The organism is Vibrio stylophorae, assembly GCF_921293875.1.
Lineage (GTDB): Bacteria > Pseudomonadota > Gammaproteobacteria > Enterobacterales > Vibrionaceae > Vibrio_A > Vibrio_A stylophorae.
In genome coordinates this window covers 195,529-213,492 of record NZ_CAKLDI010000002.1, presented here as the reverse complement: position 1 = coordinate 213,492, position 17,964 = coordinate 195,529, and the positions used below count along the sequence as shown (strand labels likewise).

General features: G+C 40.4%; 20 protein-coding genes. All 20 read right to left on the bottom strand.

The features are described 5' to 3' along the window. Nucleotides 1-139: 139 nt before the first annotated feature. The 20 genes from L9P36_RS14575 to L9P36_RS14465 all read right to left on the bottom strand — a co-directional run bounded on the left by L9P36_RS14575 (nt 140) and on the right by L9P36_RS14465 (nt 17,885). On the bottom strand, nt 140-2,533 hold the full coding sequence (locus tag L9P36_RS14575; RefSeq protein ID WP_237468211.1) for an AAA family ATPase: 2,394 nt from the start codon (nt 2,531-2,533) through the stop codon (nt 140-142). Beyond that, entirely contained in the window at nt 2,526-3,242 is a 717-nt protein-coding gene (locus tag L9P36_RS14570; protein ID WP_237468209.1) for an ABC-three component system middle component 1, read from the bottom strand. Before L9P36_RS14570 ends, L9P36_RS14575 begins: the two co-directional genes overlap by 8 nt. Beyond that, nucleotides 3,239-4,669 carry an ABC-three component system protein gene (locus L9P36_RS14565; RefSeq protein WP_237468207.1) on the bottom strand — a complete coding sequence of 477 codons (1,431 nt, stop codon included), beginning with the start codon at nt 4,667-4,669 and terminating at the stop codon, nt 3,239-3,241. The genes L9P36_RS14570 and L9P36_RS14565 overlap by 4 nt, the downstream gene beginning before the upstream one ends. A gap of 175 nt (nt 4,670-4,844) precedes the next feature. Then, nucleotides 4,845-6,407 (bottom strand): replication endonuclease, encoded by a 1,563-nt coding sequence (locus tag L9P36_RS14560; RefSeq protein ID WP_237468673.1) that lies wholly within the window; start codon nt 6,405-6,407, stop codon nt 4,845-4,847. A 2-nt stretch (nt 6,408-6,409) separates the two neighbouring features. After that, nucleotides 6,410-6,676, bottom strand: coding sequence for a hypothetical protein (locus L9P36_RS14555; protein ID WP_237468204.1), 267 nt, complete (start codon nt 6,674-6,676; stop codon nt 6,410-6,412). Then, nucleotides 6,669-6,923, bottom strand: coding sequence for a helix-turn-helix transcriptional regulator (locus L9P36_RS14550; RefSeq protein ID WP_237468202.1), 255 nt, complete (start codon nt 6,921-6,923; stop codon nt 6,669-6,671). Before L9P36_RS14550 ends, L9P36_RS14555 begins: the two co-directional genes overlap by 8 nt. A 134-nt stretch (nt 6,924-7,057) precedes the next feature. After that, complete coding sequence (locus L9P36_RS14545; RefSeq protein WP_237468200.1) at nt 7,058-8,005, bottom strand: hypothetical protein; 948 nt, start codon at nt 8,003-8,005, stop codon at nt 7,058-7,060. A gap of 138 nt (nt 8,006-8,143) precedes the next feature. Continuing rightward, complete coding sequence (locus L9P36_RS14540; RefSeq protein ID WP_237468198.1) at nt 8,144-9,334, bottom strand: site-specific integrase; 1,191 nt, start codon at nt 9,332-9,334, stop codon at nt 8,144-8,146. Nucleotides 9,335-9,607: 273 nt separating this feature from the next. After that, nucleotides 9,608-10,297 carry a hypothetical protein gene (locus L9P36_RS14530; protein ID WP_237468195.1) on the bottom strand — a complete coding sequence of 230 codons (690 nt, stop codon included), beginning with the start codon at nt 10,295-10,297 and terminating at the stop codon, nt 9,608-9,610. An 84-nt stretch (nt 10,298-10,381) separates the two neighbouring features. Further along, nucleotides 10,382-10,807, bottom strand: a complete 426-nt coding sequence (locus L9P36_RS14525) for an N-acetyltransferase (RefSeq protein WP_237468194.1) — start codon at nt 10,805-10,807, stop codon at nt 10,382-10,384. A gap of 129 nt (nt 10,808-10,936) precedes the next feature. Beyond that, on the bottom strand, nt 10,937-11,299 hold the full coding sequence (locus L9P36_RS14520; protein ID WP_237468193.1) for a hypothetical protein: 363 nt from the start codon (nt 11,297-11,299) through the stop codon (nt 10,937-10,939). An 86-nt stretch (nt 11,300-11,385) separates the two neighbouring features. Then, nucleotides 11,386-11,667, bottom strand: coding sequence for a hypothetical protein (locus L9P36_RS14515; RefSeq protein WP_237468191.1), 282 nt, complete (start codon nt 11,665-11,667; stop codon nt 11,386-11,388). A gap of 110 nt (nt 11,668-11,777) precedes the next feature. Continuing rightward, the gene (locus tag L9P36_RS14510; RefSeq protein ID WP_237468190.1) at nt 11,778-12,650 is read right to left on the bottom strand and encodes a DUF6414 family protein; all 873 of its coding nucleotides are present in this window, start codon (nt 12,648-12,650) and stop codon (nt 11,778-11,780) included. A gap of 548 nt (nt 12,651-13,198) precedes the next feature. Further along, the gene (locus L9P36_RS14505) at nt 13,199-13,567 is read right to left on the bottom strand and encodes a hypothetical protein (protein ID WP_237468188.1); all 369 of its coding nucleotides are present in this window, start codon (nt 13,565-13,567) and stop codon (nt 13,199-13,201) included. 517 nt (nt 13,568-14,084) lie between these two features. After that, nucleotides 14,085-14,420 carry a hypothetical protein gene (locus L9P36_RS14500; RefSeq protein WP_237468187.1) on the bottom strand — a complete coding sequence of 112 codons (336 nt, stop codon included), beginning with the start codon at nt 14,418-14,420 and terminating at the stop codon, nt 14,085-14,087. A gap of 136 nt (nt 14,421-14,556) precedes the next feature. After that, a complete protein-coding gene (locus L9P36_RS14490; RefSeq protein WP_000260420.1) occupies nt 14,557-14,943 on the bottom strand; it encodes a tautomerase family protein in 387 nt (128 codons plus the stop codon). Nucleotides 14,944-15,069: 126 nt separating this feature from the next. Then, nucleotides 15,070-15,288, bottom strand: coding sequence for a hypothetical protein (locus L9P36_RS14485; protein ID WP_237468186.1), 219 nt, complete (start codon nt 15,286-15,288; stop codon nt 15,070-15,072). 203 nt (nt 15,289-15,491) lie between these two features. Next, nucleotides 15,492-15,779: a La RNA-binding domain-containing protein gene (locus tag L9P36_RS14480; protein WP_237468166.1), complete on the bottom strand. Its 288-nt coding sequence runs from the start codon at nt 15,777-15,779 to the stop codon at nt 15,492-15,494. Between the two features lie 139 nt (nt 15,780-15,918). Further along, nucleotides 15,919-16,905, bottom strand: a complete 987-nt coding sequence (locus tag L9P36_RS14470) for a hypothetical protein (RefSeq protein WP_237468185.1) — start codon at nt 16,903-16,905, stop codon at nt 15,919-15,921. A 560-nt stretch (nt 16,906-17,465) separates the two neighbouring features. Continuing rightward, complete coding sequence (locus L9P36_RS14465) at nt 17,466-17,885, bottom strand: hypothetical protein (RefSeq protein WP_237468183.1); 420 nt, start codon at nt 17,883-17,885, stop codon at nt 17,466-17,468. Nucleotides 17,886-17,964 lie beyond the last annotated feature (79 nt).

Sequence of the window (17,964 nt, the reverse complement as noted above, 5' to 3'; positions counted from 1 at the left end):
AACTTAGGCAACAAAATAAGATTCAAATTAATTTCATGTAGCACATATGTAGCCGAACTCACCGAAAGAAAATAGTAATATAGAAAGATAATAGAGGAGTATTTTAAACCTATTACCACTCTTCTATTAAAACCATTTGCTATTGTTTTGTTTGATGTTTCAATTCAAATTGTCTGTATTTAAAACGATTTGTAGGAACAAATTCCCTCCTCTGCATCAAATTAACAATTTTGACACTTTCATTATATTTTAAATATTTATAAGTGAAATATCGTGCAACTTTATCTTCATGTGTAGACAAAATTACCTGCTTATCCTTAAAATCATTTCTTAGAACCTCGACGAGGGACGACATATTAATTTCATCCATAGTTTGAACAGGATCATCTATCAGTACACTAGAAAACCGAGAAGAGTATACTTTGTGCAAAGCTAATGTTAGAGATATTACTATTGCCGAGATCTGTCCAGAGCTCATCGTATTTAGAATATCATGGTCACTTTCCCAGTTAGAAACCAACCGGACGTTTTTAAGCTCTTCATTACCTGTAGGATCTTTTATGAAGATCCCATGCCCTAGACCTGCTTGGTGAGATTGAAGAATCTTTCCTGAGTAGATATAGAATGGAATCTCAATTTCTGTTATTAGCTTTTTTCTGTACTGTTTAATTTTAGTCTTGACAACCCCTACAAGATCATTCACTTCAACCTCAGCTTTATCGAGTAAAGCTTTAGTACTTATTAACTTGGAGAGTTTTTCTGCCACTTCTTTCAGCGAGCTAAAGTATAGCCCTTTAATATATCGTTTTTTACTCTCCAATTGTTCTTCTTGTATCTCACCTGTTCGAGCCTGCTTAGACTGAAAATAGTCAACATATATACGGTCGAAAACACCGTTCACATTCGATTCGTAATAACCTTTCGGGGCAGTGCCAACAACCGAACGGATACGTTCAGATAAAAGGTTAGAAGCTTCCCTTATATAATTGCTACCGCCTGATACAGGGAAAGAAGACGCTAATAGGTCATCAAACTGTATACCTTCTTTCAGAAGCCATTCTCGCAGATTATTGAATCTGCTCTCCAAGTTGCGTGCTTTTGATAACGCGAGTAGCTCCTCCTGAGACGGAGAAGGGTTTTGTTCGATGTAATCAGAACATATTTGAACTAAAGGTAGAACGAACTTAGCATTAAATTCTTCTCTCGCCTTGATTAGAGCTTTGTCTTGCCCAGTCAACTCTTGTTTAAGTAAGTCACCATGTTCGGCAATAGCATCACTGAGAGCCATGTGGCTCTTATAGTCATGGCCACATAACATGCAAGCAGATTCCTCAGGCACGTTACTTAAACCACTTTGCATAGCTTTATGATGGGTAACTAGTTCAGAGTATATCGAGTTCAAGCCAACAGATTTTTTCTCCAACTTGATCAGTTCATCGAGCTGATACTTGAAAGTTTCAATATCTTTGAATGCTAACAGTTCTAGAATGTCATTAATATTTTCATTTACTGCTATCTTTTCTAAACTATTCGAGTTCAGTTCAAGTAGAAAACTCCTAATTATACCGTTCGCATTTGACTTTTGAACATACCTATCATAGTTACTAATGCTATTCACATACCCAACATACAGTTGGATAACTTCTTTTTGCGCTATAGCGTTTTCAAATCGTAGATTGCGAAAGAAGAAGTCCTTATGTGTCAGAAAATGTTTAAGATATTCGATTTCCTTAAGAGCATTGTTTAACTTTTCTTCATTTAGGTCTGGAATGTTTTCAGCATCCCAAAATGCGAAATCTTTGCTCTCCTGAAGCCAAGGTAAAATAAAAAAGTGAGCTTCCAATCCTTCAGTTTGTATACTAGTTTCCGCATCAATGTTGTAACGTGTTTTAAGTTGCTCAATTTGACCGGATTTTTTTCGCTTCCGAGCTGTTATTTTTCCTAGTATTTCGACTAATTTATTTAGTTTTTCATCGGCATCACGCGTGTTACCAAACAGTTGAGCAAGTTCTTCTGCTCGTTGTGTTTCGTTCTTTGATTTGAGGAACCTTGAAGTCTCTTCTTGTTGAACGTAGTGAAAGAGTAAAAAATCACGTTTAAAGTCGCTACTTTGAAAATATGTATCTAGTTGATTCTGATTGGAAGGGATAAAAACGCCATCAACAATTTCATATATATCCCATAGCTCTTGAAATCTAGAAATTTTCTTTGCACTATTTGGTATAGTTTGTTTTAGTTGTCTGATAAAAGTTCTGGTACTCCCTTCATTATCACTAAACTCTAGTTCAATCTTTACATTATCTCGGCCTTGATGAGCGACAACAATGTCTGAAGGGTTCTGACGCCCCTCAAGTGATATAAGACGTGTTAAGTTTCCAGTCAACCCGAGTTCAATACCATCGAATACCGAGGTCTTGCCGTAACCATTAGGACCATCGAGCAATATGAGGCGTTGATCTGCAAAGTTAATGGTATAGGGATCTTCTCCAAATATTTTGAAATTAGTGAAAGTAACTTTACTAAGTTTAATCACGACCTCGCCCCCATATACCTTCAATTTTTTCTTCTATGTTGTCTTCTTCCCATAACTCGGAATTTTCGGTTAGGTTTTTATATATAATTAACTGGCTAGGGGAAAACGATTGCTCTATATCATCAATTAAGTTAGCCAATTGTTGCTCTTGTGGTAAGTAGCTAATAAAAGGTAGCTTTAAGATTGATTTTAATAGTAAAGAATAATAGTCTTTCTGCTCTTTGTTGTTGTTTTTGAATTGTATGAAGCTCATTCCACTATTTTCATTTATGACACTATTAATTACTTCTTCATTCAAAGAACTTAACTGATTTCTATCTATGTAGCCCTGAAGATCTATTAGTTCATCCTCTGTATAAGTGATCACATTTTTTTTAAAGTTGTATTGGTCTTCTTCTATCATTAGAATGGTGGTCCTGTTCACTTGATCTTCTTTATGGCAAAGAATAAGGGTGCAGTTCTTCTCAAACTCTTGCCCTACAAAACCACTTATGATGATTTGGTCAAACCAATCCTGTGTATGATGTTCAAGAAACTGTTTTGCAGCCTCATTAGATTGCTCATGAAGTTTAACTACTAGAAAGTATTCTTGTCGATGGTTATCCACGCGAGGTTTAAACAGATTTAGTTCCGCTAACTCTTGATGTAAATTTATATCAGTCTCCTGATACCCATTACTATTGAGGATGATATTTATTATTTTATTCATGAGCTTAGTGCAACCTTTGCGTTTGATATTGGTACTAAAGATATATTACTTAACAAATCATCCCTCTTCGAACGAGAGTCCTCATCATCTCCAATTGGAGCTTCAGTATGGGTTATTGATTTAGGTGAAAATAAATGAACATGATAACCATCATAGATAATATTCTCGACTTCAAATAGAAATTCCCACATATTGCTATTCATTATTATTTTCTTTTCAACATGAGTAAGCGGTATCCCATTCATTATTGTGCTGGGGATAAACCTTTTAATTGGTAAAGAAGTCGTTTCATACGTAATTTGACACTTTTCTTTTACATTGGATATGCACTTGTAATCCAACTCATGGAGTATTTTAATTAATACAAATCGAATACCATTCCCATCAACTTTTAAAGCGTTTTCGGTATTGTTAAATTCCTGTAGATTTATATGGGGACAGAAGTGCCTATAGTAATCCCACAACTCTAATGGCTCTAAATTCAACAGGATGTTTTTGGCTTCTTTTAAGTTACATTTACCATCTACTTCTTGATAGGAGTCAGGATCGTTGATGTATTCATCAATTAAATGGGCAAACTGTTCTTTAAAAACGCATGATAAGTAATGTAGCCCAATATCTTCGTGATCTTGAATAGCAGCCTCAATTATTTCAACGAAGCTTATAGATATCTTTTCAGTCCCTTGCTTGGCTTTATGTCTATCAATTATATGTTTGTCCATCATACCCAAAAAGTAATGTAATGTTTGTTCAACACGTTGTTGAGTATTTATTAGATTCCTTGATGATAGTAATTTCGATATTTCAGATTTGATTTTTTCATTGATAGAATTGAGGTCACAAAAGCTATTACCGTCTTCGTAAACATAAGCCTCTAAACGTGAAATCGCATCGTTTTGGTTTAGAACTATGTCAGTTAACATGGAACATATATCTGTTGCCGAGTCACTAGGAAATGCTGATCTAATAATTGCTGCGGGCTTTGGTCTGCTAGGAGCCTCCGATGTAGCCTTTTCAATGATAGTGTTGCCGACTTTAGGGTTTGCGCCTCTATATTGGTCTATTATCGATTGAATATCATCTCTCAACGAGTCGATTATACAAGTAAAACTTGCCTTCGGATTAATTTGCTTCCAAGTATGGATCTTCCCCAACACATTTGGGTTTTTTGATAGTTCTAAAGTAATCTCCAGCAGAGCATCCGAATATTTGCTGTATGAGGAGGTGTTGTAGGCTTTCACTTGATGAAAAGAAACAAAAGTACCATTGTCACGTACCTCAAAGTCCTCATTGTCTTCTAACACCAAGCTCAGCTTTGATAAATCAGTTTGTACGGGTAATGCGTTGATTTGCAGTAAAGTGTAGTAAAGAGCAACCTTGCCTTGATAGTTAAACCCGCTCCAAGAAGGCGATGCATCAAAAGCCACCTAAGAACTCCTATGTCTCAATTTATAAATCTCATTTCAGGCGCACGCAGAATCTTAAAGTCAGTTCAACTTTTGATCTTATAGAACAATGATTCTAAAATTTTTTTCGAATATAACATACAACGCTAATAATTTTACTTGACCTGAAACATTTAATTTTTTACAAAAATTACAGTTATTCACAGAACTCCAAGTTAAAAGACTGCCGAACCATTGAAGCCAAACGCCATGTGAATACACGAGTTATAATACTACGTCCTGCAATGACAACACCTTTCAGAGATCTCATTAATTCACTTTCACAATAATATGAGCACTTGATCACACCTGTGTTTGTATCCACTGTAAATTCATAGTGTGGTTTGAATACTTGCGCTTTACGCTGGCTAAATACGCCGCCCATGGCTTGGGTAAATGTTTTCCAGTCGCCTTTATCTGCGGCCTCTAGAATAATTTTGGCATGCTCTGGTAAGCCTTGAACCTCTTTTAATCGGCGCAGCTCTCGCCATACCGTGACTGAGCAACCGCCGAGCTGTTGAAACTGGCGAATGCCCCAGCAAGCAGCCCATGCATCAACGCGTGCTGCGGCCGCTTTTGGGTCTTCACCATAAACACCAGTCTCTAGGTTGCCCCCGTCAATGTTCTTGGCAATGTATTTGGCGATATAGCCTGTGGCTGAGCCTTTGCTCGGGTCAATTTTCACTTCGGTAAAACGGTGTTGGTCTGCGCCTTTTTCATCACCATCTTCTCTCATGGCATAGTCACGCATGACATTGACCATGGTTTGGTACTCCTTTGGCTCAACAAATAGCAGTAGATGCCAGTGCGGGGTGCCATCGTGTTGTGGCTCTGCTACACGAAAACCATAGAATCGAACATCCAAGCGGCTCAAAGTTGCGCGCATCTGCTGCCAGATTTGATTGAGGTAGGATTGCCCGTCTAATGGGGTATAGCCGCCCCATTGTGGGTTTTCATGACCCGAGCTTGAATAGCTGCGGTGATACTTTGATGGGCAAGTAAAGGTAAGAAAGGTTGCTACATGGCCGAGCTCTTTGGCGAGGTCTTCAAAGCCTCTGGCACGTAGCATTAATTCACCACGGCGAATCACTGGATTTGAAACGCCTTTTTGTGAGAGCTCATACAAGCTAAAACTCTGGCCGAGCTCATTGGTGGCGATGGTGTTTTCTAAAAATGCCTTTTGATAAGCTTTTTGCTGTTTTCTGGCAATGAGTGTAGGTGTAGAGCAGTACAAGCCTTTGCGTTTGTTCACTTGATTGAGATGATGCATCACCGTTTCAATATTACGGCGCAGCGCTTTGCGAAGTTTAGCCACCCACCATCTGTGATGAGAATAGCGCGCTAGCTCACCCACTTGGGTATATTGGCCTTGGTATGGGGTAATCCCTTGCTTACTCACGAACTCACGCACCATAGGTAAAGCGCGGTCATCATTACGGCAACGTCTGCGGCGCTCTAACACCTCACCTGCAAGCGCTTTGGCTTTTACGCGCAGCTCTTCTTCTGACAGATTTAATTCGAGTTTGTGAAGTGGCAGTGATAATGACTCAGCGAGTTGATTGGTGGTAATGCGAAGGTAGCTATTGCGTTCAAACTTGGTGGCGTGGCTGAGGTATTGGTTAAGGAGTAAATGTTGAATGGGTGCTGGAAACGGCGAAAGCCTTTGCATTACAAAGGCTCTATCGTCGCGTTCAATCATGGATAAATCGAGCGAGTGCATATTCATACCAAAGATGCTCCCTTATCAGTAATAGAAAACACATCCCAGCGCAGGCCGTAGTAAAACTTGCTTTCAAAGGAAACCAAGCCCTCGCGTTTTAGCTTATTGATGGTTTTTCGATGCAGTTGTACGGGTATCAATTGCTTGGGCTGCACATCACCAAAATGTGAGCAGTAATCAGTGCACACCTCAAAGGTGTGCCCTGTTGCCATCCATGTCAGTAGTAACTTTTGCTCAGCGGTTAGGCTCAGAATGTTGTCGTTATACATAAGCGAACCCACCCATATTTTCACGTGCAGGAAGCTGCTTCAATTTGGTGTGGCTTTCTAGCCATGCATCCAAATCCTCTTTGAGATAACGAACAGTGCGACCAATTTTGATAAATGGTGGTGCATCAGTGCGGTGATTACGCAAACCATCCATGCGTGATTGGCGTAGAAATGAACGGCTCATGCCGATATAGGCTGAGGTTTCTTGCTCTGTATAAGCGCGTTTGATGATAGTGGATTGAGTCATTGTTTTGCTCCTCGTTGTTTGTTGAGGAACATTTCAACGGACACAAACTGCACGTGCAGATTGGCGTGCAGTTTCCCGTGCAGGTTTTTTCTTAGGCTGCGTCTTCTGCTGTTGTCTTGCTGTTGCCTTGTAGCTTATTTCTTCACAGAGGCATGGGGTAACATCGCACTGCGAACCTTACTCAGCTCATTTTGAAAGGTGCGAAACACGATGGTTTTCGTTACATCACCAAGGCCAAAATAACTCAAATCATCCTGCGTCATGTCGAAAATCATGCCGTCTTTGTCATAAAGATGGGTTTCATGCTGCACATCTTGGCGAATCAAATTCCAAACGGCTCTTGGCTTCAAATTGCCATGTTCATTGAGCACGTTAGCAATAATGGCGCGAATGGGATGGCTATCCATCATCAATGCATTTGGGGTGGAGTCTGTAACGTGCTTTTGAGTTTGGGGCAGTGGCTTTTCTGGCAAGCCGTCAAATGCACTGGCAAGCAGTTGCACTTGATTCAGTTGCGCTAAATCAACACGCAACATTTCATAGGTAATTTGTAAGCTTTCAGTGGCTAAGCAATGGGTCGATTTCGGGGTGGTGATCTGTTTTGCGTGGCTACCTGCCGCTTGATTGAACATATCAAGCAGTTGCACAAACTGCTTTTTGGTATTCATCACCGATTGGATATTGATATACGCCGAAAATGGCTGCGCTGGTTGCGGCGCAGAAAATGGCTGATAAGGGATGCGGTCTTGGTCTGGCTGACCAAAGACCACCACCACAGAGCGCCACGCTTTGACTTGGTCTAATTGCGTAACGCTTACTGTGTTCACTTTGATGGGCTGCAAATCTTTCGCAAACTGTTTAGCGTCTTGCGAACTGAGCGACACCATGCCGGAATAGGAAAAAATAGCGCCAATACCACGGGGATCATCATGACCTACCATTGCCCCCATGTTTGGCCGAGCGAATTTAAAACAGAAACTCAATTGGCCTGCTTCAACTTCGTCTAATAGCTCTCCCCTAGAAAGCGTTGTGTAACGCTCAATATCATCAATACGGATATATCGTTTTTTTAATGCTGCCATAACTACATGATTGTCATTTCAATGGGCAGGCATCCAGCCCACCTTGAGATATTCAATCACGTGACATTACGTTACGTTATGTAAGACAACTACGTAGGCGATCACAGCATCGCTATTTCGTTACGTTACATAACGGGTTTAGCCAATGAGATTCACCGCTGCGGTTTTCTGCTCAGGCGCTAAATATGCGTAACGTAACGTCATCTTCATATCCGCATGACCAAGCAATTCACGAACAATATTTAAGTCCGCGCCTGCCATCACGAGCTTACTGGCAAAGTGGTGACGCAAATCGTGGAACCTGAAATTTTCAATGCCTGCTTCCTGTAACGAAGACGCCCAAGGATATTGAAAGAACTTCACAGGGCGGCCATCGTTCATCACGAAAACCAAATCAGACTCAGGGTTTTGCGCGCGCCAATCTAACAGCATTTGAAAGACCGTATCGTTTAACGGAATAACACGCTTTTTCTTTGACTTGGCATTTTCAGAGTGAATCGTTAGGTAACGCTCTTCAAAAGAGATATCTGCCCAACGCAGCGTCAGCATTTCGTTTTTGCGCATCCCTGTCTGCATCGCCATGATAATAAGCGGCTCAAAGAAATCGATATAAGCCAAATCAGACACATCGCCTTTATGCTCTTTACGTAACCGTGCATCACGCGCTTGAATCACATCAAGCAGCGCAGACTCTTCATTTTTCGTTAGATAACGAATGCGGGTATTGTCCACTTGAACGATTTTCACGTGATTGAGGTTATGACCATCAATAAAACCCCATTCAACAGCGCGGTTAAATGCCGCTTTAAGACGATTAAAGGTGTAACTGATAGTTGCAGGCGCACGGCCTAATTTGCGCCGCTCAGTGACCCATTGCTGAATATCCCACGCGGTGATCTCTTCTAGTGGTCTTTTCAAAAGATGAATAAAGGTATTCGTAATGCATTGATAAGACTGAGCAGCCCGTTTAGGGTTCATGGATTGAAGATAGTCTTTGTAATGCTCTTCTAGAAAACGGCCTAGCGTCATATCTTTGCGCATTTGAAGCTGGCGCTCTTCATAACGGCTCGCCTGAACATCCACACCACTTGCAACAAGACCCGCCTTTTCTTTGGCTAAGTCCCGCGCTTGCGCTGCCGTTAATGCTTCAGCAGAGCCAAGCAAGAAATTGCGTTGCTTACCGTTGAGGCGATAGTAGAAGTAATACTTCACTGCGCCCTTTGGAGAAATGCGCGCATGAAACCCGCTAATTTCAGTGTCGTTTAAGCGCTCTTGCTCAATCGTTAGATTCTTGATTGAGGCGTTTGTGATCTTCTGTTTTACAGCCATGACTTAACCAATCGTGTAGCACATATGTAGCACTAAGATTGTACGCCCATGCACAATTGGATACAAAGAGAAACAGAGCGATTGCGCCTATAGCATTGAATTAAAATGGATTATTGCTCTTTCTTGTTCATTGATGTTTTTTGAGGAATACGAGCAACTCACACTGTTAAGGTGTGAGCAATGCAATACCGAAGCCACCGCATACCACCTTAAACACCAAATGCAACGCATAGTAAAAATGCCACGCGTTGCGAATCACTCTTAAACAGTTTGTTATAGCGACTTTCTCATATGATCATCATATCTTTCGTTGTATTCTTTTTGCTTACGCCGATGGTCACCCATAGCATTTACATCTCCTTGCTTTCTTTTCCGTAGCGCATCCATTCTCTGAGGATATTTATTGTTTGCCCGAAACTCTTTCGCTGCTAACTCCAATGGAACTAAGATTTTCTCTATTACTTCTTTGTTTAATTTGAACTCTCTTTTGATCGGTAATACTAATCGAAGAATTACGTACACGAGTGGTAAACAGAAAAAAGCGAAGCCAAAGTATGCATAGATTAGCTCTATTTCAATATCACCATAAAACGTCGCTATCGCTAAACCAAAAAAAGAGAGAAGGAAAAATGCTAAGCAAGTACGTCTGAAGAATAGATACCTCTTATCAAGATCATATGTATTAATCAGTTTAAACTTATCATCTTGTAACTCACTCCAAAAATCCTCGAGTTCTTTACTGTAAGATTTTACTAATCGTAAACGAAAGCTAAGCTCTTTCTTCTGTTTATTTCTGTAGTGAAAAATTAGACGATCTAAACTAACCCATTCAACTACTAGGTAAATTGCCGCAAAAAACTGCAGCAAACTTTGAAAACTACTCAATTCCAAAATAAATGTCTCTGTATAAATAATCCACTCGGCGCTATAACGCCGCGTTAAGTGGTGAACAACGCCAACCACCAAGCCTAACCCATTATACCTTAAACACTTAAGCTGACTTGGAACAAAACCGCCAAGCGTTGTGAATCCGTCTTAAACGCCTTGTTATGTGCCCGAACTCATTGTGTACTCTGGGTGTCCCGTATGCTCGTCCAGTTGCTCACTGACGACTGCAAAACCTTGAGACAAATAGAACTGATAACTAGCCTGATTTTCCTTGTATACGGAAAGACTCAATATCGCCCTTTGAGCTTTGGCATGACTTAATAATTGCTTACCGATGCCTTTATCCTGAAATTCAGGAAACACGAATATGGCTGCCAAAGTACTTTCATACAGTGCGTAAAAACCAATTATTTTCGACTCAATTTCATAAACGAAGACTTCTGAAGCAGGAATATAAATATTACGCATGTTCTCAACTTGAGATCCCCAGAAGTCAGCCGGGACGAAATCATGGTCTTTAACAGAGGCTTCGAGCCAGATTTCAAGAACCGAATCTAAGTCATTTGAATTGTACTTTCTTATCATTTTCGAACTCTAGATTGTCAAATTTATCGGGGCAACATAACGCTAAGTTAAGGGGTGACAAACTAGTAGTGCGCTAACCTTGAGCGAAGCGAAACAGCGCACAGTTTGGCATCCCGCTTGAACTACTTGTTATGTGCCAGAACACAAAATTTCTACAATTTCTGTTGTTGGCATGACTTTAATGATTTGTGTCTTCGGCCGATTAACCACAACAAATCCTTCATTTATCTTGATATTAATGTCACCAGAGAACACTTCCACATCAGATATATACGATGCAGGTGAACGTTCCCAGCCTTCATTATGCGAAAGTAGCCACTGCGTAAAAGCAACCTGGGTTGGTGAATCTACTGAATATGAATGTTCCATTGAGTTACAGCGAACTGTTATTTCAGCGTTCGTTAAGTCATCAATTCTTTCTTTTGAGCACCCAACTAAGAACATCATTAGGATACTAATCAATACTGGTCTCAAAAGAACATCCTCTGGCATATAACGCTTAGTTAAGGGGTGACAAACAGTAGTGCGCTACTCTTGAGCGAAGCAAAAACAGCGCACTGTTTGGCATCCCGCTTGAACTACTTGTTAAATTCCAACCAGCCCAACAATGAGCCCAAAATTAATAAGGCGAAGAAACCTAAATACCAAAAGCTAAAGGCCACCGGTAATATTTTTGACACTTTAGATATACTACGCCGAACCCAAATCACACTGCACCTGCCACCAATATACGCTGCCACACCGGAGAACACGTACGCATATAGATCACCAGAGGAATAATACAACGCCATCATCAACGGCACAGGTAAGAACAATACGCTGATGATTTCATGCCATGCCACTTGTTTTAGAGTTTTCATTAAGCTCACTTTGGGATTTAACGCTAAGTTAAGGGGTGACAGACTATAGTGTGCTAACCTTGAGCGAAGCGAAAACAGCACACAGTTTGGCATCCCACTTGAACTACTTGTTATGCGTAAATTGCGATTGGTAAAATCTGAAATGCTGGTCCTTCTATATCCCATTTTAACTCAGGGATATTAAAACCATTTTCAGTGCCGAGCTCAGACATTTGATTAAAGGCTTGCATAATAATAGGCGACGGCATTTTACTCATAGCCGTTTTACGAAGTAAGCTAATATTAGCTTGAGAATTAACACTTCGAATGACCTTGCCTAACACTTTGAAATTACCATCAACTAAGTCTGACATTTGCGGATCATTGAGAAAAGCAGTTTCCACGGTAACCAGTGCATTGTGGCCAGAAATAAGGCCGGAAATAGTTAAATCTGTTGTATTACCCGCCTTGAGGCTATCTGAAAATTGGAGCATCTGTTGACGCATAACCTTAAATTCATTGCTTTGAGCCCCCTTCCCTTTAGTCTTAGGCGTTTGATCAAACATTTCGGCCATTTCTAACATCTGAGCCATACTATCAACGGTTTCAACTATTGGATTTCGAGATAAAGCCCCCTCAAATTCAATGAAATCTCCAGCAACAACACGACTATGTTCAGATAACTGGACTAGATGCCCTTTTTCAACGAGTAAATTACGCAACTTGAAAAACAACGATGCTGGCGTATGAACTTTTTCTTCGCTTACTTCGTGTGAACTAGAATCAGATTTCCCTTTGTCCTGCGATCCAGACAAGTCAATCTTCAGTAGGGTCGAAAACGCTTCGCTTAAACCAAAGCCTACCGATAGTTTCCCACTTTGATATGAGGATTCACCTGATGTCGAATTTATTGCTTTAACAGTGCTAATTCCATCTTGGAGCATTGCCAATAAATCAAAAACTAGCTTTTGATTTAAATAAACTGGGACAATTAATTTTTCCACATATCCTCCTTTACGCATAACGCTAAGTTAAGGGGTGACAAACTTTAGTGTGCTAGCCTTGAGCGAAGCGAAAATCAGCACACAGTTTGGCATCCCGCTTGAACTACTTGTTAGAAACCGCAGCGCTCGAAGATGCCAAAGTAACAGCCTCGGCCTGCGTAAACCACTACACCCAAGCCAAACTGAAACCGCCACCCGATTTTGCCTGAATGAGCCAATTGCACTTACCTAAATTTGAGAGATTTTGTGCATATTGGCGACACGAAAAACTGGTCTGGCGGAAGTGCGGAAAATTAGAAGGCAATGCGCGCGATGGATTATTGTTTGCAGCCCGATCTCGTGATTAGAAGTGAAACGAGTAATCACCGTTAATTGAATTGGCTGCAAACCGCCTACCAAAAACAGTAAATTCAACGAAGGTTTTCTAACGCTTGCATAAGGGGTGCCATGCAAAGCGGCAATTTGATTAAATTCAAGCGCAGCCCATAAGCAAATTACCGCGCAGCTTTGGCATCCCAGCCTGCGAAGCTGGCGACTTAATGCACTTGTTAAATGTTCGCTTCAACATATGCACTTAAAATTATACTTCTAAGCTGTTCAGGCAAGCGATCGAGAGCTTGTGCTTGACCATTAAATTTTGACTCAAGATCATTGGATGGATCTGTACCATTTACCACATTATGAATTACTAATAATACACAAATAGCAAACTCACGCTCGTGCCCATCTTGTAGGTCATATGAGCCTAGCTCAATTACTTCATATGGATACCAAAACTGCTCATCACTAGTGATTCCATTTTGTTCAAATATAACCTTCTGCAATTCTTCATAATGCTTATCAGAGTCACAACCATAATCAAGGTGACTTATAAAGTGCATTTCTGCTTCTGTTATTGATTTAATGAACTCGATCATACTTAGAACTTTTAACGCTAAGTTAAGGGGTGACAAACTAATAGTGCGCTACCCTTGAGCGAAGCGAAACAGCGCACAGTTTGACATCCCGCTTGAACTACTTGTTAGAAACCGCAGCGCTCGAAGATGCCAAAGTAACAGCCCAATCCTACGTAAACCACCGAACAAATTGCAGAACTTAACCGCCACCCAACTTTGCCTGAATGAGCCAATTGCACTTACCTAAATTTGAGAGAAGTTGTGCATATTGGCGATGTGAAAAAGCCGATTTGGCGGAAGGCGGAAAATGGGAAGGCAATGGTTGCGCGAGATTTATGTTTGCAGCCCGATCGCGTGATCAGAAGTGAAACGCGTAATCACCACTAATTTAATTGGCTGCAAACCGCGCACAGAAAACTGTAAATTCCACGAAGGTTTTCTAACGCCTCACTAAGAGGCGAGTAATTGTTGGCTATAATGTGAAGCGAAGCGGAACCGAGCCAACTGTTACGAGTCCTGCTTTAGTGACTTGTTAGTATTACTTTAACCACCTAGAGAAACCATGCTCTTTAAAGTTACCAACCTCATCGCTTGAAGCACAATTTACAGTCCAAGTTGAAAGCAAATCAGGGTCTGAAATAGTCTCCCCAGTTTCACGTAAATTATAACCGCCGGGTTCAGCATCAAATATATTATTGAAGTCTGGCGGGATGACAAAATTTGACATGTTTTTACGCTCTATTGTAATGCCATCTGCGTCCACAAGAATGACGACACCATAGGTTTGAAATTGCTCAATGAGTTTTTCTTCATCATCAAGAACAGTTACACCAATAAGTAACGTTTTATTTAATACGGAATCAATTTCTTTCACCTAACCTCCTTGTAATACTAACGCCGCGTTAAGGGGTGAATGCCGCATAAACCAACTTTCCGCAGACCACTTTCACCACCAAAACTCACTGCATACCAAAAATGCCACGCGGCATGAATCCCACTTAAACGCCTTGTTATACGTGGATTTTGTAGGTTAAGTCGGCGACTTCGTCACCTGTAATTCCTCTGAAACCCCAACAATGGGAAGGCTGCTCTTTAATTGTGATTTCAATATCAACGGGTGAAATGCCTAATCGAGATTCAATGTTACTAAAAAGCGCTTTGATCAATGCCTTTTTCGTTTCTACTTTGCGACCTTCCATCATGTTTACTTCGATCACCGTGTAGGCATCAGTGCGACCACTAGGATAGTAGAAATCACTTTTATCAAGCGGAATAAACCTGTGAGCTCGTTTATCCTCGGGCAAGCCTAGAGCTTGAGTCATTGAATTCTGAATCACATCGGACAACTCAGCTTTAATTGGATTCAAATGATCTTTTATTCCATATATGACGACCACTATTTCTCCTTAAACGTATAACGCCAACTTCAGCCGTGACAAATGCGCAGCCGTTTTGTGTGAAAATTCGAGCGAAGCGAGCCACACAAAAGCTGCGAAGCGTTTGGCATCCGCTGAAAGTACTTGTTATAAGCCTTGGTTCTCATTACTGCCATTCTTTACAAGCCACAACGCACCATCAAAAAGTTTACTAAACACAACCATATAACCTACTGCATTAGTGATTAATGTAAGCAGAAGTAAAGGCTCATTGTAGCTAGCTAAACTTATACCAACATGTGTGATAACTTTTACTGACAAGTAGCAGCCAAAGCCCACAAAAATGCTTCGGATAAAATTTTTCATTCCCACAACGCTCTCCTTAATTGTCAGGTTATTGATTATTAACTTCATTACAACTAGATACATTGAACCTATTCAAACCGAATTAGTTGGAATGTAATAGATCTTGGCTTATAACGCTTAGTTAAGGGGTGGCAAACTAATAGTGCGCTATACTTGAGCGAAGCGAAACTGCGCACTGTTTGGCATCCCGCTTGAACTACTTGTTATGTGTAGTTGCCACTATGTTTCTTATAAAACTTTAGAAGGAAGTTATCCGTTTGTGAGTTGTCAGCAGAAAAATAATAACAACTCCAGTTATCCCAGCCTGCACAAATTTTTAAATTAAAACGGACAAAATCTGGATGGATAGCTTCATCTGTTATCGGTGGTATATAAATTCCCCAGCGGAAAAACCCATACCTGAACATCAATAGCAAGCTAATTATCCACGATTCTTTCAGAGACTCTGTTTCGATACTGACCCGCCCCTCGGCAGTTTTACTTAGCTCCACTAATCAACTCCTTCGATACACATAACGCTCTGTTAAGGTGTGAGCAACGCAATACCGAAGCTACCGCATACCACCTTAAACACTAAAAGCAACGCATAGCAAAAATGCCAAGCGTTGCGAATCACTCTTAAACAGATTGTTATGTGTCTTGAATAGGGGCTAACTGTTGTATCTCTGCAAAAACATCTTTTGAAGAGTCGTACTTCACATCATTGATTTTAGCTGCATGAAATAATTTTAATATGCTATCGAGTTGTCTTAATGACTCCAAAATTTTACTTGCACGAGATAGCTTCGACTGATCCGCTTTTGGCCATTCAATATAGTTATATTCATACCGATCACCTCTACGCGATTGGATGTTATTTAAGATACGATTTGTGATATCAACTCTAGTACTCATATCGCTCAACTCTAAATAAGGAAGCATAAGGTCAGCACTAAATTCAAATTTATCTTCTACACAAAGTTGGTAAATCAAAGAGTCATCATCCATCCAGTACTTTCCAGCGTTATTATGATTAAGCCTTATCCCACACTCTCGAAGTAACCACTCACGAAGCTTTTTTTTCATAGTAGCGCAATGTTGATAGATTGATGGTTCTCGAAGCAATAATGGGTCTAGCAAGACCGATGAGTGAATGTGACACAACACTACCTCAGTAAACACTCTAACCTCAGCTAAGAGGTTATCAAGACCTCGGTCAATATCATTATGAGTTACTTGACCGCCTCTATAACGTGGCTCTGGATTAGTATATGCACGCTCATAACTGGGCAATCTTTCATGTATTGTATTCAAAATCTCTTCTGATTTTGTTAATACTTCGACATTCATTTTTTCTTTTACAGACTGAACTGATACCACCTTTGCCTTGTTCCACATATTATAAACTGTGTTATGCATCACTCTAAGCTCTTTGTCAGAATTATTAGCTAAGAGCTGGGTGATATTATTATTAACGCTTGATATAAGAGGCGAAAAGTCAGGAATGTAAACAACATTTTCATTATTTTTCCCGTGTAACAGTTGGAAAAATTCAGTGAGAGTTCGTTCATCTATTCTTTTAACATGCTTGCCTGAAGTTGGGTCTACCAACTGTGTTCTTGCTATAAGTTCAGTCACTTTTATTATCCGTTAATTGTAATGTAATTTGTCATTTTCTTGCTTAAGCCACTTGGACACATAACGCTAAGTTAAGGGGTGACAAACTAGTAGTGCGCTACCCTTGAGCGAAGCAAAAACAGCGCACAGTTTGGCATCCCGCTTGAACTACTTGTTAGAAACCGCAGCGCTCGAAGATGCCAAAGTAACAGCCCAATCCTACGTAAACCACCGAACAAATTGCAGAATTTAACCGCCACCCAACTTTACCTGAATAAGCCAATTGCACTTACCTAAATTTGAGAGTAGTTGTGCATATTGGCGACTTGGAAAACCAGCCTGGCGGAAGTGCGAGAGATTGGAAGGCAATGGTTGCGCTGAACTGATGTTTGCAGCCCGAGCGCGTAATAGAAGTGAAACGCGTAATCACTGCTGATTGAATTGGATGCAAACCGCCCACCGAAAACTGTAAATTCAACGAAGGTTTTCTAACGTCTCGTTAAGGGGCGAGTAATTGTTGGATAAAATGTGAAGCGAAGCGGAACCGAGCCAACTATTACGAGTCCCGCTTGAACGACTTGTTAGCTGCACTCTACAAATGTAGGATTAAATTTATTAGCTACAGGACCAACAAAAAGTAAGACTAGCAATGCACCTTCTAATAAAATTGCAATATCATAAAGCATATACTCCCAAGCATTCATAACCGTTGGGCCTAATAGTGGCAATGGAATAAATGAGCAAGCGGTAAATACAACATACATTTTCTTTGCCCAAGGCTTAAATTTCCATAGTCCAACAACATTGATAATGTATAAGGCCAAAATTGTCAGCATCAACATACCCAAAAAAGTTGAAACATCTTGCTCTGCTTCCCAAGCAAGATAAGTTTGTAACTCCATAGGAAGCGAGCCTTCCAGTCCTATTCCTGCAATTGCAGACAGAATAATAGCTACAATATTTGATATAAGAATGAATCGAAAAGTAGTTTCTGGTGACATCAAAATTTCCTTTTAAAATATACTGCAAAGTACAGCTAACGCCAACTTCAGCCGTGACAAATGCGCAGCCGGTTTTGTG